This is a genomic window from Citrobacter sp. Awk 4 (genome assembly GCF_028069725.1).
Lineage (GTDB): Bacteria > Pseudomonadota > Gammaproteobacteria > Enterobacterales > Enterobacteriaceae > Citrobacter_D.
In genome coordinates this window covers 24,796-39,263 of the sequence record NZ_JANEWG010000026.1, presented here as the reverse complement: position 1 = coordinate 39,263, position 14,468 = coordinate 24,796, and the positions used below count along the sequence as shown (strand labels likewise).

The window sequence follows — 14,468 nt, the reverse complement described above, 5'->3', positions numbered from 1 at the left end:
TTAGCGCCAGTGACACTACCCAATAAAGGTCTGGCAGTCAAAGAGCAAAATAAAAGCCGGGAGGCGGTTACGCCTTACCCGGCTTACATTCTTATGCAATTTGTGGACCTGTAGGTCAGATAAGCGAATCGCCATCTGATGCCACAGCGCGCGCACTATCAGTATCCGTGTCGCGTTTTTCCAGCAGTGTGCGGTAGATAAGACCGCCGAGGATGCCGCCGATGATTGGCATCACCCAGAACAACCACAGCTGTTCCAGCGCCCAACCGCCCTGGAAGATAGCGACAGCGGTGCTACGCGCCGGGTTGACGGACGTATTGGTCACCGGAATACTGATTAAGTGAATCAGGGTAAGCGCAAGACCAATCGCAATTGGGGCAAAGCCTGCCGGAGCGAGTTTATCTGTTGTACCGTGAATCACTAATAAGAAACCGGCGGTCAGGACAATTTCAATGACAATGGCGGAAAGCATAGAGTAGCCGCCTGGTGAATGTTCACCATAGCCGTTTGAGGCAAATCCACTTGCGGTCGCATCAAAGCCCGCTTTACCGCTGGCAATAAGATAAAGTACCGCCGCCGCAATAATGCCGCCGACCACCTGAGCGATGATATAACCGATAACGTCTTTTGTCGGAAAACGACCGCCGGCCCATAAACCTAATGTCACAGCCGGGTTAAAATGGCCACCCGAAATATGACCAACAGCAAATGCCATAGTTAACACAGTCAGACCAAATGCCAGCGCAACACCGGCAAATCCAATACCTAATTCAGGAAATGCTGCTGCCAGAACGGCACTCCCGCAACCACCAAAAACAAGCCAGAATGTACCAAAACATTCGGCCGCTAATTTTCTGAACATATCCACCTCAATTTAAAAAATTGGTCATGATTTCTCATACCAACCGTATTTATCGCCATAAAAGGGTGACGATAGAATGCATGAACCGGTATTTTAAAAACGATCGCCACCCAATCACCAGTTAAATAAATCTACGAAATTTGATTTAGGGCAATGTGCAGTTATTCCTTACGCCAATTTTCCATAGACACAGTGTAGTGCATTTCCACCCAAAGATAGTTTTAGTGAAATCGATATAATTCACTAACTTAACTATTATATTGTTCTATTATTCTTGAAATATTTCATAACGAAGTATTCTGTGTGATTCGTACACTATTCAATCAGTTGCCTGTTGCGAACGTACGGGCATCACATCAGCCGTGAGATTTTACCGTTATACTGCGGATAGCTTAATGGATTAGTGACTCTTTTCTGGAGGAAACATGATTCTCGAACGCGTTGAGATTGTAGGTTTTCGCGGGATCAATCGACTGTCGTTGATGCTGGAGCAAAACAACGTACTGATTGGGGAGAACGCCTGGGGTAAATCCAGTTTGCTGGACGCGCTGACCCTGTTGCTGTCGCCGGAATCCGATCTTTATCATTTCGTTCGCGAAGATTTCTGGTTTCCTCCCGGCGATATCCAGGATCGGGAACACCATCTGCATATCATTCTCACGTTTCGCGAATCGCAACCTGGTCGCCACCGGGTGCGTCGTTACCGCCCGCTGGCCGACTGCTGGACACCTTGCCGGGACGACTATCACCGCATTTTTTATCGTCTGGAAGGTGAATGCGGTGAAGACGACAGTGTCATGACTCTGCGCAGTTTCCTGGATGGCGATGGGCATCCATTACCCGTTGACGATATTAACGACCAGGCTCGACATCTTATTCGCCTGATGCCGGTACTGCGTCTGCGCGATGCGCGTTTTATGCGCCGGATCCGTAACGGTACGGTGCCCGATATGCCCGATGTGGAAGTGACCGCAAGACAGCTGGATTTTCTGGCCCGGGAACTGGCAATGCGCCCCCAGAATCTGACCGATGGTCAGATACGCCAGGGGCTGTCGGCGATGGTGCAATTGCTGGAACATTACTTCTCTGAGCAAGGTGCCGGGCAATCACGCTATCGGCTGATGCGTCGGCGTTCGAACAATGAACAGCGAAGCTGGCGGTATCTGGACATCATCAACCGGATGATCGACAAACCCGGCGGGCGTACCCATCGGGTGATTCTGCTGGGGCTGTTTTCGACGTTATTACAGGCAAAAGGTACCCTGAGGTTAGATAAAGATGCGCGGCCGCTGTTGCTGGTAGAAGACCCGGAAACGCGGTTACATCCCATTATGTTGTCGGTCGCCTGGCAACTGTTGAATCTTCTGCCGCTGCAACGTGTAGCCACCACCAATTCTGGTGAGCTGCTGTCACTCACGCCGGTGGAACATGTTGTTCGCCTGGTGCGTGAGTCATCGCGCGTGGCGGCGTGGCGCCTGGGGCCCGGTGGGTTGAGTGCGGAAGATGGACGACGCATTGCGTTTCATATTCGTTTCAATCGCTCCTCTTCATTATTTGCGCGCTGTTGGTTGCTGGTCGAGGGTGAAACCGAAACCTGGGTTATCAACGAACTGGCGCGTCAATGCGGACATCACTTTGATGCTGAAGGGATTAAAGTGATTGAGTTTGCCCAGTCTGGTTTAAAGCCACTGGTGAAATTCGCCCGACGTATGGGGATTGAGTGGCATGTGCTGGTAGACGGCGATGAAGCAGGGAAAAAATATGCCGCGACGGTGCGTGGCTTGCTCGATAACGATCGGGAAGCGGAGCGTGAGCATCTCACCGCACTGCCTGCGCTGGATATGGAACACTTTATGTACCGGCAGGGATTTTCAGATGTCTTTCACCGGGTGGCGCAGATCCCGGAAAATATTCCGATGAACATGCGCAAGATTATTTCGAAAGCGATCCATCGCTCATCGAAACCGGATCTCGCCATTGAAGTGGCTATGGAAGCGGGGCGGCGCGGCGTAGATGCGGTACCGACCCTGTTCAAAAAGATGTTCTCACGCGTGCTCTGGCTGGCGCGTGGCCGGGCTGATTAACGGCGGAATAACCCGGCCATTTGCGCCTGAATAGCGTCCAGCATTTGATAGCGACGACGGTATTCAGCGCGTTTCTTGCTGGCGATTTCCGCTATCTCCTTACGCGTGAGCGTACAGGGAAGGTGGTAATACCCTTTCTCATCGCATTCCCCTCCGCAGGCCGTCCAAAAGGCATTGTAGTCTGCGTGGATGTTGTCCTCTTTATCGCGATAGCGCAGGCTACGGTAGATGTGCGTCTCGTTGCTGACCGCAAGAATTTGTTGGACCTGTAAACGTTCGGCGAATCGGCATACGGCCTCCATCACCAGGCGTTTGGGAAATAATCCATGACACGATTTGGTCGCGCTTTGAATGGCTTCATGGGGGAGTTCGCGCTTGCCGCCCTGTAACCCGCCAATAAACAGAGTCCGTTTCCCCTGATATTCACATAGCGTGAACGTTATTTCCGCCAGCGTATCCCCGTCACCGTTACGCACCAGTAGGGTGCTGTCACCCTCTTTATCGAGAGAGATCATCATGGTCAGCTCAAGGGTAAAGAGTTCCCCATTTTTACCTTCCAGTTGCGCCAGTTGCAGCCCGGATGTATTCATATATGTTCTTAATTCTTCGGGCGTCATAAACGTATGTAGCAGGGCGTAATGATAACGCAATGCTTCCAGTAATTGTTTCCGGCCCATATTTGCCGCAAGGTAGGGGCGATGAAGGCGAACCGGGAGTCGCGGCTGTCGCGTTAGTAAGACGTTCAGATCCGGCCACTGTGAAAGTTCAGTCATCCATTCGCGACTCAAACGGGGCATCAACAGGGAGCGCAACATAAATTTCCGCCGGAAACTGCGTTGATGCCAGAATTTCCCCGGGCGCCACAGGCCGCGGGTCAGACTGAAAAATAACCCCAGGCTCGTCATGGGGCGAGAAGGAGAGAAGGCATTTTCGGTGAGCTGCGACATATTCAACCATCCAATAAAAGGGTGTCGCATGGATTTCACCATCAGCAAACTTAACCAAATATCAATAACTCTGTTACTCTCATTGCCTTTCAATACTTGTTTATTATTGGTTGATGTTGGCTCAATCACTCTGGCGCAATAGACGGGGAATTCAGGATTTTTATGAACAACAAGGGAAAGCTTAAAAAGCGGTATCTGCTGGCGATAGTGGTCATTATCGTGGGGGGGATTGCTGCCTGGAGAACACTGAATGCGCCGCTGCCTAATTATCAGACGCTGATCGTTCGTCCCGGTGACCTTCAGCAAAGCGTACTCGCTACCGGGAAACTGGATGCGTTGCGTAAAGTGGATGTCGGGGCGCAGGTTAGCGGGCAATTGAAGACGCTGTCGGTGGCCATTGGCGATAAAGTTAAAAAAGATCAGCTACTCGGCGTTATCGATCCTGAACAGGCGCAAAACCAGATTAAAGAAGTCGAAGCCACGTTGATGGAATTGCGCGCTCAGCGACTTCAGGCGCAAGCCGAATGGAAACTGGCGCGTGTGACGCTCTCTCGCCAACAGCAACTGGCAAAAACACAGGCCGTCTCGCAGCAGGATCTGGACACTGCCACCACCGAGTTGGCCGTTAAGCAGGCGCAAATCGGCACCATTGACGCGCAAATTAAGCGCAATCAGGCATCACTGGATACCGCGAAAACCAACCTGGATTACACCCGTATTGTGGCACCGATGGCGGGGGAAGTGACGCAAATCACGACTCTGCAAGGACAGACCGTGATCGCCGCCCAACAGGCGCCGAACATCCTGACGCTGGCGGATATGAGCACGATGCTGGTGAAAGCGCAGGTGTCAGAAGCGGATGTCATTCATTTGAAACCGGGGCAAAAAGCCTGGTTTACCGTGCTTGGCGATCCTCAGACCCGCTACGAAGGCGCGCTGAAAGATGTTCTGCCGACGCCTGAAAAAGTCAACGATGCCATTTTCTACTATGCCCGTTTTGAAGTGCCTAATCCGAATGGCATTTTACGTCTCGACATGACGGCTCAGGTCCATATTCAGCTTACCGACATTAAAAATGTCCTGACCATTCCACTCTCTGCGCTGGGCGACCCGATTGGAAACAATCGCTACAAAGTCACCCTGCTGCGCAACGGCGAAACTCGTGAACGGGAAGTGTCGATTGGCTCGCGTAATGATACCGATGTGGAGATTGTCAAAGGCCTGGAAGAGGGAGATGAAGTGGTTACCGGTGAGGGCAAACCGGGAGTCGCCCAATGACGGCATTGCTTGAACTGAACGACATTCGCCGTAGCTATCCGTCGGGTGAAGAGCAGGTGGAGGTGCTGAAAGGCATCTCGCTGCACATTCAGGCGGGTGAAATGGTGGCGATTGTCGGTGCTTCAGGCTCGGGTAAATCCACGCTGATGAATATTCTGGGGTGCCTGGATAAACCGACCAGCGGTACCTATCGGGTGGCGGGGCGGGATGTTTCTACCCTCGACAGAGACGCGCTGGCGCAGTTACGGCGTGAACACTTCGGTTTTATTTTCCAGCGTTATCATCTGCTTTCACATTTGACGGCGACGCAAAACGTTGAGGTGCCTGCGGTGTATGCCGGAACCGAGCGTAAACAGCGACTGGCGCGCGCTCAGGATCTCCTGCAACGGCTGGGGCTGGGGGATCGTGTCGACTACCATCCCTCTCAGCTTTCAGGCGGGCAACAGCAGCGTGTCAGTATCGCCCGTGCGCTAATGAACGGCGGACAGGTTATTCTTGCGGATGAGCCCACGGGGGCGCTGGACAGCCATTCTGGCGAAGAGGTAATGGCGATCTTGCATCAACTGCGCGATCGCGGTCATACGGTCATTATCGTCACTCACGATCCGCAGGTTGCGGCACAGGCTGAACGGGTGATAGAAATTCGCGATGGCGAGATCGTCCGTAATCCGCCGTCGCAAAAAACAGACATCGGTGAGAGTATCACCGAATCTGCCGTTAAGACCGCCTCCGGCTGGAATCAGTTTGTCAGCGGTTTTCGCGAGGCGCTGACCATGGCGTGGCTGGCAATGGCGGCCAACAAAATGCGCACGTTGCTCACGATGCTGGGGATCATCATTGGTATCGCATCGGTGGTGTCGATTGTGGTGGTGGGCGATGCGGCAAAGCAACTGGTGCTGGCGGATATTCGCTCCATCGGGACCAATACTATTGATATCTATCCCGGCAAAGATTTTGGTGATGACGATCCGCAGTATCAGCAGGCACTGAAATACGACGATTTGACGGCGATTCAAAAACAGCCCTGGGTCAGTTCCGCGACGCCTGCGGTTTCGCAGAATCTGCGCTTACGTTACGCAAATATCGATGTGGCGGCCAGCGCCAATGGCGTCAGTGGGGACTATTTTAACGTTTACGGGATGAGTTTCAGCGAAGGAAATACCTTCAATCGTGAACAGCTAAACGGGCGGGCGCAGGTGGTGGTTCTGGACAGCAACACCCGGCGCCAGCTATTTCCGAACAAAACCACCGTGGTGGGCGAAGTGATCCTGGTCGGCAATATGCCTGCTACGGTGATTGGCGTAGCGGAAGAGAAACAGTCGATGTTCGGTAGCAGCAAAATCCTCAGAGTCTGGCTGCCGTATAGCACGATGTCAGGGCGGGTGATGGGGCAATCCTGGCTGAATTCGATTACGGTTCGCGTGAAAGAAGGCTTCGGGAGTGAGCAGGCGGAACAACAGCTCACCCGCCTGTTGACGTTACGCCACGGTAAAAAGGATTTCTTCACCTGGAACATGGACGGCGTCCTGAAAACGGCCGAAAAGACCACCCGTACCCTGCAACTGTTTCTGACTCTGGTGGCGGTGATCTCGCTGGTTGTTGGTGGGATTGGCGTCATGAACATCATGCTGGTTTCGGTGACGGAACGTACGCGGGAGATAGGGATCCGGATGGCGGTGGGCGCGCGTGCCAGCGACGTGTTACAGCAGTTCTTAATTGAAGCGGTATTGGTGTGCCTGGTGGGCGGAGCCTTAGGCATTGGCCTGTCGATGTTGATCGCTTTTACGCTGCAACTGTTTTTACCCGGTTGGGAAATCGGCTTCTCGCCGATAGCCCTGATTACCGCTTTTTTGTGTTCAACATTTACCGGGATTTTATTCGGTTGGTTACCGGCGCGAAACGCCGCCCGACTGGATCCCGTCGATGCGCTGGCCAGGGAATAATGTGTTGTATTTCTTCAAAAAGAAAAATGCCAGCCCAGGGGGCTGGCATTTTGACTGCAGGATGTACACAATGAGACAGAAGAGCTATGCGACAGCTTCTGCTTCAATGATAGGCACGATGACACTGGCGTGATTGCCTTTTGGCCCCTGGTGAACATCAAACTGGACAGATTGTCCGGCTTTTAGCGTTCTGTAACCATCCATCTGGATGGTAGAGTAATGGGCGAAAATATCTTCGCCGCCGCCTTCAGGGCAAATGAAACCAAACCCTTTGGCATTGTTGAACCACTTAACAGTACCCGTTTCCATGCTTCGACATCCTTCGTAAATCTTATATAAGTAAGATGGAATGAACCGGTGGTAGAGTGGAGGCTGTTCAAAACCTCGCCAACTCTCGAAAGTACAATTTAGAGAAATCAGGCGAGCCGTCAAGCATTTGGCGGGGGGGGTAGGGTAAAAATGAATCAAAATTTTGAAGCAGTTAACGCTATTGCCGGGGAATGTGACAGATGTCGCGGATGACAGTAATAGATGATAGTTATCTATTAATTGAGGTAAATTGCTTGTGCGCATAAGCTCTTGTCAGCGGCAGAGTAACTGCCGGCAACCGTAACCGAAGATGACGACTGACAATGGGTAAGACGAAAGACTGGCTGGATTTTGACCAGCTTGCGGAAGATAAAGTGCGCGACGCGCTAAAACCGCCATCTATGTATAAAGTGATATTAGTCAATGATGATTACACTCCGATGGAGTTTGTTATTGACGTGTTACAAAAATTCTTTTCTTATGATGTAGAACGTGCAACTCAATTGATGCTCGCCGTTCACTACCAGGGTAAGGCCATTTGCGGAGTCTTTACCGCCGAGGTTGCAGAAACCAAAGTGGCGATGGTGAACAGGTATGCGAGGGAGAACGAGCATCCATTGCTGTGTACGCTGGAAAAAGCCTGAATGCAGGCATAAAAATTGGGGGAGGTGCCTATGCTCAATCAAGAACTGGAACTCAGTTTAAACATGGCTTTCGCCAGAGCGCGCGAGCACCGTCATGAGTTTATGACCGTCGAGCACTTGTTACTGGCGTTGCTCAGTAACCCATCAGCCCGCGAAGCGCTGGAAGCGTGTTCCGTGGATCTGGTTGCGCTCCGTCAGGAACTCGAAGCCTTCATTGAACAAACCACACCCGTTCTGCCTGCCAGCGAAGAAGAACGCGACACGCAGCCGACGTTGAGTTTTCAGCGTGTGCTGCAACGCGCCGTCTTCCACGTTCAGTCCTCCGGTCGCAGTGAAGTTACCGGCGCTAACGTACTGGTCGCTATTTTCAGCGAACAGGAATCACAAGCGGCCTATCTGCTGCGTAAGCATGAAGTCAGCCGTCTTGATGTGGTGAACTTTATTTCTCACGGAACACGTAAAGATGAGCCGAGTCAGTCTTCTGATTCCGGCAACCAACCCAATAACGAAGAGCAAGCTGGCGGGGAGGAACGTATGGAGAACTTCACGACTAACCTTAACCAGCTTGCGCGCGTGGGGGGAATCGACCCGCTGATTGGCCGCGATAAAGAGCTGGAGCGCGCCATTCAGGTTCTGTGCCGCCGTCGTAAAAATAACCCGCTGCTGGTGGGGGAATCCGGTGTCGGTAAAACGGCGATTGCGGAAGGGCTGGCCTGGCGTATTGTCCAGGGCGATGTGCCGGAAGTGATGGCAGATTGCACCCTCTACTCACTGGATATTGGCTCGCTGCTGGCGGGGACCAAATATCGCGGTGACTTTGAAAAACGCTTTAAAGCGTTGCTGAAACAGCTGGAACAGGACACCAATAGCATCCTGTTCATCGATGAGATCCACACCATTATTGGCGCGGGAGCGGCATCGGGCGGCCAGGTGGATGCGGCAAACCTGATCAAACCGTTACTCTCCAGCGGCAAGATCCGCGTGATCGGTTCGACAACCTATCAGGAATTTAGCAACATTTTCGAGAAAGACCGTGCTCTGGCGCGTCGCTTCCAGAAAATCGATATTACTGAGCCGTCGGTGGAAGAGACCGTACAGATTATTAACGGTCTGAAACCGAAGTATGAAGCACACCATGATGTTCGCTATACCGCGAAAGCGGTGCGGGCGGCGGTAGAACTGGCGGTGAAATATATCAATGACCGTCATCTGCCGGATAAAGCGATTGACGTGATCGACGAAGCGGGCGCGCGTGCGCGTCTGATGCCGGTCAGTAAGCGCAAGAAAACCGTCAACGTGGCGGATATTGAATCCGTGGTGGCGCGTATTGCGCGTATCCCTGAGAAGAGCGTCTCGCAAAGCGATCGCGATACGCTGAGAAATCTCGGCGACCGTCTGAAAATGTTGGTCTTTGGACAGGATAAAGCCATTGAGGCGCTGACCGAAGCCATCAAGATGAGCCGCGCGGGACTGGGACACGAGCATAAGCCTGTCGGTTCATTCCTGTTCGCAGGGCCTACTGGCGTGGGTAAAACCGAGGTCACGGTACAGCTCTCCAAAGCGCTGGGGATCGAACTGCTGCGCTTTGATATGTCCGAGTATATGGAGCGTCACACTGTCAGCCGTTTGATCGGTGCGCCTCCGGGATATGTCGGTTTCGATCAGGGCGGTTTGCTGACGGATGCGGTAATTAAACATCCGCATGCCGTGTTGCTGCTGGACGAAATCGAGAAGGCGCACCCGGATGTCTTTAACCTGCTGTTGCAGGTGATGGATAACGGTACGCTGACCGATAATAACGGGCGTAAAGCGGATTTCCGCAACGTGGTGCTGGTGATGACCACCAACGCCGGCGTGCGTGAAACTGAGCGTAAATCCATTGGCCTCATTCATCAGGACAACAGTACGGATGCGATGGGGGAGATTAAGAAAGTCTTTACGCCGGAATTCCGTAACCGTCTCGACAATATTATCTGGTTCGATCACTTGTCTACCGAGGTGATTCATCAGGTTGTTGATAAGTTTATTGTCGAGTTGCAGGTTCAACTGGATCAGAAAGGCGTCTCCCTGGAAGTTAGCCAGGAAGCGCGTAACTGGCTGGCTGAGAAAGGCTACGACCGGGCAATGGGCGCACGTCCAATGACTCGCGTGGTGCAGGACAACCTGAAAAAACCGCTGGCTAACGAGTTGCTGTTTGGCTCGCTGGTGGACGGCGGCCAGGTGACTGTCGCCCTGGATAAAGAGAAGAATGAGCTGACGTATGGTTTCCAGAGTGCGCAAAAGCACAAGCCAGAAGCCGCGCATTAATCTCTTATCGTCTGATGAACCGGGCCTCTGCGCCCGGTTTTTTTATGCCTTTTTTATGCCGCCATCCGGCAATAATCGCAGGTACGATACTGCAGGCGTATGCAACAGGCGAAAAAAAAGCCCGTACTTTCGTACGAGCTCTTTCTTAAATATGGCGGTGAGGGGGATTGACTCGCTTCGCTCGCCCTGACGGGCAGCCCACTCACTGCGTTCGTGGTCTGTCCAACAGGCTGCGCCAGTTGTCGAACCCCGGTCGGGAGTTCTCATCCCCCCCGGCGTGTGCAACAGGCGAAAAAAAAGCCCGTACTTTCGTACGAGCTCTTTCTCGAATATGGCGGTGAGGGGGATTGACTCGCTTCGCTCGCCCTGACGGGCAGCCCACTCACTGCGTTCGTGGTCTGTCCAACAGGCTGCGCCAGTTGTCGAACCCCGGTCGGGAGTTCTCATCCCCCCCGGCGTGTGCAACAGGCGAAAAAAAAGCCCGTACTTTCGTACGAGCTCTTTCTCGAATATGGCGGTGAGGGGGGGATTCGAACCCCCGATACGTTGCCGTATACACACTTTCCAGGCGTGCTCCTTCAGCCACTCGGACACCTCACCATATTGTTTTGCTGCCTGACCGCTTGGGGGGCAACGGGGCGCTACTATAGGGAGTTGCGCTAAAACGGTCAAGCAGTATTTACGCTTTCACTCTCGTTTGGTTACGCAGTGTACATCTACCTGTCCGACGCGGTGCATTGGTGTGGATCTCCGGCATTGGTATATCGCCTACGGTCTGGCATAAACCGCTCTGGTGGTTGATCAACAGCGTCACGGAATCATTCACATCAATAACCGGACGCAAGCCATTAAAATTAGCAGGACTGGACAGGATGTTCTCCTCAATGTTTCAGATTTGGCCAAAACGACCAGCGTTAAAATCGCGGACAGCCTCAGCGATCTCTTGCTTTGTGTTCATCACAAAGGGGCCATAACCGACAATCGGTTCATTTAACGGTTCCCCCGCCAGCAACAAAACGGTAGCGTCGCTGTTGGCGTCGAGATGGAAGGCTTCTTCCTGCTGGCTGAGCACCGCCATTTGCGCTTCATTGACTGGCGTGGTGCCATTTACCGTAATGCTGCCTTTCAGGACAATCAGCGCGGTGCTCCAGCCCGCAGGCTGGGAAAGCGTGATGTCGCAGCCTCGCTGTAAACGCATATCCCAGACATTCATCGGCGAGAAGGTGTGTGCCGGGCCTTTTGTTTCCTGGAAGTCGCCTGCGATGATCCGCGCCGTGCCAGCCTCGCCAGGTAAAGCTACAGTGGGAATTAACGCATTGCTGATACTCTGGTAGCCCGCAGCGGTCATTTTGTCTTTGGCGGGCAAGTTCACCCACAACTGCACCATCTCCAGCTCTCCCCCGCGTTCAGTAAAGGCCGAAGAGTGAAATTCTTCGTGCAGAATGCCTGCGCCCGCCGTCATCCACTGCACGTCACCTGGACCGATGATGCCGCCGCGACCGGTTGAATCGCGGTGCTCAACTTCACCGCTGTAAACAATCGTGACGGTTTCGAATCCACGGTGAGGATGTTCGCCAACGCCGCGTTTTTCAGCGCCAGGCGCAAAGGTGTAGGGGCCTGCGTAATCCAGAAGCAGGAACGGGCTCAACGACTGCGCATGGGACTGGTAAGAGAACAGCGAACGAACCGGAAATCCATTGCCAACCCAGTGCGGGCGTGGTGCGGTATAGACACCTGTTATGTGTTTCATCTTGATCTCCTCGATGGCTGACTAGTATTGCAAATAAGCTTATATTTATGACAATGATGTGTGTAGTGGCTTAAATGGCATTGACTGTTCTATAAATGGGACAATAAAAATGAAACCGGATCTCAATGATTTTGCGTGGTTTGTTCATGTCGTCGAGGAGGGGGGATTTGCCGCAGCGGGTCGCGCGCTTGATGAACCGAAGTCAAAACTCAGTCGGCGTATTGCACAACTTGAGGAGCGTCTGGGGGTCAGGTTGATTCAGCGTACGACACGGCAGTTCAATGTAACTGAAGTCGGGCAGACGTTTTATGAACATTGCAAAGCGATGCTGGTTGAGGCACAAGCGGCGCAAGATGCTATCGCTGCGCTACAGGTTGAGCCGCGCGGTGTGGTGAAGCTGACCTGTCCCGTCACGTTGCTGCACGCGCATATCGGTCCGATGCTGGCAAAATTTTTGGCGCGCTATCCTGATGTTTCACTGCAACTGGAAGCAACCAATCGCCGTGTTGATGTGGTGGGTGAGGGGATTGATATTGCGATTCGCGTCAGGCCGCGTCCTTTTGAAGATAGCGATCTGGTGATGCGCGTATTATCCGATCGTGGACATCGTCTGTTTGCCAGCCCGAGATTGATCGCCCGGATGGGACCTCTTTCTTCCCCTGCCGGGCTTAACAATTGGCCGGGGCTGGGTCTTGCTGCCGGGAAACATGCGCACCGATGGGAATTGTTTGGGCCTGAAGGGGCGAGGGCCGAAGTGCATTTTACGCCGCGTTTGATTACCACCGATATGCTGGCGTTACGTGAGGCGGCTGTCGCGGGTGTTGGCATTGTACAGTTACCGATTTTGATGGTCAAAGAGCAACTGGCTACCGGTGAACTGGTGGCTTTACTGGATGGCTGGGAGCCGAAAAGGGAGGTTATCCACGCAGTATTTCCTTCGCGTCGTGGATTGCTGCCTTCTGTACGTGCATTAGTGGACTTCTTAATGGAAGAATATGCGCGGATGATAGAAGATTAACGCGCGACATTGCGCCCACAAAAAAGGCCGGATAGACCGACCTTTTATTATCTTTACGCCATGTTGGCGTGAAAACAATCAGCGACTACGGAAGACAATGCGGCCTTTGCTCAGGTCGTACGGGGTCAGCTCAACAGTCACTTTGTCGCCCGTCAGGATGCGGATATAGTTTTTACGCATTTTACCGGAGATGTGTGCAGTAACCACGTGACCGTTTTCTAACTCTACGCGGAACATGGTATTAGGTAACGTTTCAAGAACGGTACCCTGCATTTCAATATTGTCTTCTTTGGCCATCTAATCCTCTGGGGTATCACTACCGTAATTTGAACCGGCAAGATAATGCCGAAGTTCTTTTAATAAGTAAAGATTTGCGCGTTTAAAACACAGCAAATCAGGTTTGGCGCATTACTCCGATCACACACGGCAAAGCCGCACTAAAAGCGCAACGTATAAGGGAGCGATGAGATAAACGATGGGCGTTACCTGACGCGAACTGTTCCTTAACGGCGGCGGGGTAATGGGCATAACCTGCTCTGCGGCACAATTATAACACCCCAACAAAAAATGTGCCGAAAACATTCACTCCTCAGGTGAAAATAACGTGCGAGGCACCCAAAAAAGGGCTGGCAGCCGCTGCGGGCGCATTATGCTGAGGTGTTCAAGGTACTCACGGCGTGCTATTTCCACGGCTCCTAGTGACGCTGTATGGCTATTTAGCACCTGGCAGTCGATAAGCTCTCCTCCCTGACGGCGAAATTCAGCGCAAAAAACAAACAATGCTGTTTTGGAGGCATTTTCCTGGCGGCTGAACATCGACTCACCGCAAAAAAGGGTGCCTTGCGATACGCCGTACATTCCACCCACTAATTCATTGTCGCGCCATACTTCAATGGAGTGCGCATGGCCTAATTCATGCAAACGATGATAAGCCTCCACCACATCGCGTGTTATCCATGTCCCTTCTTCGCGATCATTGGCACAGCCTTCAATAACCTGATCAAAAGCATAATTCAGCGTCACCCGATAGGGCGAGTGTTTGTGAAAACGCTTCATGCTACGACTGAGATGAAAATGCTCCGGCCATAAAACAGCACGAGGATCGGGTGACCACCAGAGAATAGGATCGCCAGGCGAAAACCACGGAAATATGCCCCGCTGGTATGCCATTAATAAGCGGGCAGGGCTAAGATCGCCCCCAAGAGCTAATAACCCATTGGGCTCGCGCAAAGCGCCTTCCGGGGAAGGGAAGGCTATTGAGTGGCGAGAAAGCTGAACCAGGCGCATGACAGCACAACTCCAGTACGCAAGTCGGATCGTTCAATA

12 protein-coding genes, 1 tRNA gene and 1 pseudogene are annotated in these 14,468 nt (G+C 52.6%); 6 read left to right on the top strand and 8 right to left on the bottom strand.

From position 1 onward, the window contains the following. Window positions 1–115 precede the first annotated feature (115 nt). Window positions 116–862 carry an aquaporin Z gene (aqpZ, locus tag NNO04_RS12760; protein ID WP_271444966.1) on the bottom strand — a complete coding sequence of 249 codons (747 nt, stop codon included), beginning with the start codon at window positions 860–862 and terminating at the stop codon, window positions 116–118. A gap of 425 nt (window positions 863–1,287) precedes the next feature. Between aqpZ and NNO04_RS12755 the strand changes: the two genes are divergently transcribed. Continuing rightward, window positions 1,288–2,946, top strand: coding sequence for an ATP-dependent endonuclease (locus tag NNO04_RS12755; RefSeq protein ID WP_271444965.1), 1,659 nt, complete (start codon window positions 1,288–1,290; stop codon window positions 2,944–2,946). Here NNO04_RS12755 and NNO04_RS12750 read toward each other — a convergent pair. Continuing rightward, complete coding sequence (locus tag NNO04_RS12750; protein WP_271444994.1) at window positions 2,943–3,893, bottom strand: VirK/YbjX family protein; 951 nt, start codon at window positions 3,891–3,893, stop codon at window positions 2,943–2,945. The two genes, NNO04_RS12755 and NNO04_RS12750, sit on opposite strands and share 4 nt — an antisense overlap. A gap of 162 nt (window positions 3,894–4,055) precedes the next feature. Between NNO04_RS12750 and macA the strand changes: the two genes are divergently transcribed. Further along, the gene (gene macA / locus NNO04_RS12745; protein ID WP_271444964.1) at window positions 4,056–5,171 is read left to right on the top strand and encodes a macrolide transporter subunit MacA; all 1,116 of its coding nucleotides are present in this window, start codon (window positions 4,056–4,058) and stop codon (window positions 5,169–5,171) included. Then, window positions 5,168–7,114, top strand: a complete 1,947-nt coding sequence (macB, locus tag NNO04_RS12740; protein ID WP_271444963.1) for a macrolide ABC transporter ATP-binding protein/permease MacB — start codon at window positions 5,168–5,170, stop codon at window positions 7,112–7,114. The genes macA and macB overlap by 4 nt, the downstream gene beginning before the upstream one ends. An 84-nt stretch (window positions 7,115–7,198) precedes the next feature. On the opposite strand, the gene cspD is transcribed toward macB, so the two are convergent. After that, on the bottom strand, window positions 7,199–7,423 hold the full coding sequence (gene cspD / locus NNO04_RS12735) for a cold shock-like protein CspD (RefSeq protein ID WP_162379603.1): 225 nt from the start codon (window positions 7,421–7,423) through the stop codon (window positions 7,199–7,201). 323 nt (window positions 7,424–7,746) lie between these two features. Between cspD and clpS the strand changes: the two genes are divergently transcribed. After that, entirely contained in the window at window positions 7,747–8,067 is a 321-nt protein-coding gene (gene clpS / locus NNO04_RS12730) for an ATP-dependent Clp protease adapter ClpS (RefSeq protein WP_271444962.1), read from the top strand. A 30-nt stretch (window positions 8,068–8,097) separates the two neighbouring features. Then, window positions 8,098–10,374, top strand: coding sequence for an ATP-dependent Clp protease ATP-binding subunit ClpA (gene clpA, locus NNO04_RS12725; protein WP_271444961.1), 2,277 nt, complete (start codon window positions 8,098–8,100; stop codon window positions 10,372–10,374). Window positions 10,375–10,886: 512 nt separating this feature from the next. Here the strand turns inward: clpA and NNO04_RS12720 are convergent. The 3 genes and pseudogenes from NNO04_RS12720 to NNO04_RS12710 all read right to left on the bottom strand — a co-directional run bounded on the left by NNO04_RS12720 (window position 10,887) and on the right by NNO04_RS12710 (window position 12,124). Beyond that, window positions 10,887–10,974: transfer RNA gene (locus NNO04_RS12720), tRNA-Ser, on the bottom strand. Window positions 10,975–11,107: 133 nt separating this feature from the next. Then, window positions 11,108–11,245 (bottom strand): annotated as a pseudogene (locus NNO04_RS12715) (hydrolase); the annotation flags it as partial. 18 nt (window positions 11,246–11,263) lie between these two features. Further along, on the bottom strand, window positions 11,264–12,124 hold the full coding sequence (locus tag NNO04_RS12710) for a pirin family protein (RefSeq protein ID WP_271444960.1): 861 nt from the start codon (window positions 12,122–12,124) through the stop codon (window positions 11,264–11,266). A 109-nt stretch (window positions 12,125–12,233) separates the two neighbouring features. Between NNO04_RS12710 and NNO04_RS12705 the strand changes: the two genes are divergently transcribed. Then, window positions 12,234–13,142 carry a LysR family transcriptional regulator gene (locus NNO04_RS12705; RefSeq protein ID WP_271444959.1) on the top strand — a complete coding sequence of 303 codons (909 nt, stop codon included), beginning with the start codon at window positions 12,234–12,236 and terminating at the stop codon, window positions 13,140–13,142. A gap of 78 nt (window positions 13,143–13,220) precedes the next feature. Here the strand turns inward: NNO04_RS12705 and infA are convergent, their stop codons facing one another. After that, window positions 13,221–13,439, bottom strand: a complete 219-nt coding sequence (gene infA, locus NNO04_RS12700) for a translation initiation factor IF-1 (protein WP_001040187.1) — start codon at window positions 13,437–13,439, stop codon at window positions 13,221–13,223. Window positions 13,440–13,724: 285 nt separating this feature from the next. After that, on the bottom strand, window positions 13,725–14,429 hold the full coding sequence (aat, locus tag NNO04_RS12690) for a leucyl/phenylalanyl-tRNA--protein transferase (RefSeq protein WP_271444958.1): 705 nt from the start codon (window positions 14,427–14,429) through the stop codon (window positions 13,725–13,727). Window positions 14,430–14,468: the final 39 nt, after the last annotated feature.

Excerpts from the sequence above, each read along its gene's own strand:
- aqpZ (WP_271444966.1), bottom strand. The coding sequence starts at position 862 with ATGTTCAGAAAATTAGCGGCCGAATGTTTTGGTACATTCTGGCTTGTT.
- NNO04_RS12755 (WP_271444965.1), top strand. The coding sequence starts at position 1,288 with ATGATTCTCGAACGCGTTGAGATTGTAGGTTTTCGCGGGATCAATCGA.
- NNO04_RS12750 (WP_271444994.1), bottom strand. The coding sequence starts at position 3,893 with ATGTCGCAGCTCACCGAAAATGCCTTCTCTCCTTCTCGCCCCATGACG.
- macA (WP_271444964.1), top strand. The coding sequence starts at position 4,056 with ATGAACAACAAGGGAAAGCTTAAAAAGCGGTATCTGCTGGCGATAGTG.
- macB (WP_271444963.1), top strand. The coding sequence starts at position 5,168 with ATGACGGCATTGCTTGAACTGAACGACATTCGCCGTAGCTATCCGTCG.
- cspD (WP_162379603.1), bottom strand. The coding sequence starts at position 7,423 with ATGGAAACGGGTACTGTTAAGTGGTTCAACAATGCCAAAGGGTTTGGT.
- clpS (WP_271444962.1), top strand. The coding sequence starts at position 7,747 with ATGGGTAAGACGAAAGACTGGCTGGATTTTGACCAGCTTGCGGAAGAT.
- clpA (WP_271444961.1), top strand. The coding sequence starts at position 8,098 with ATGCTCAATCAAGAACTGGAACTCAGTTTAAACATGGCTTTCGCCAGA.
- NNO04_RS12710 (WP_271444960.1), bottom strand. The coding sequence starts at position 12,124 with ATGAAACACATAACAGGTGTCTATACCGCACCACGCCCGCACTGGGTT.
- NNO04_RS12705 (WP_271444959.1), top strand. The coding sequence starts at position 12,234 with ATGAAACCGGATCTCAATGATTTTGCGTGGTTTGTTCATGTCGTCGAG.
- infA (WP_001040187.1), bottom strand. The coding sequence starts at position 13,439 with ATGGCCAAAGAAGACAATATTGAAATGCAGGGTACCGTTCTTGAAACG.
- aat (WP_271444958.1), bottom strand. The coding sequence starts at position 14,429 with ATGCGCCTGGTTCAGCTTTCTCGCCACTCAATAGCCTTCCCTTCCCCG.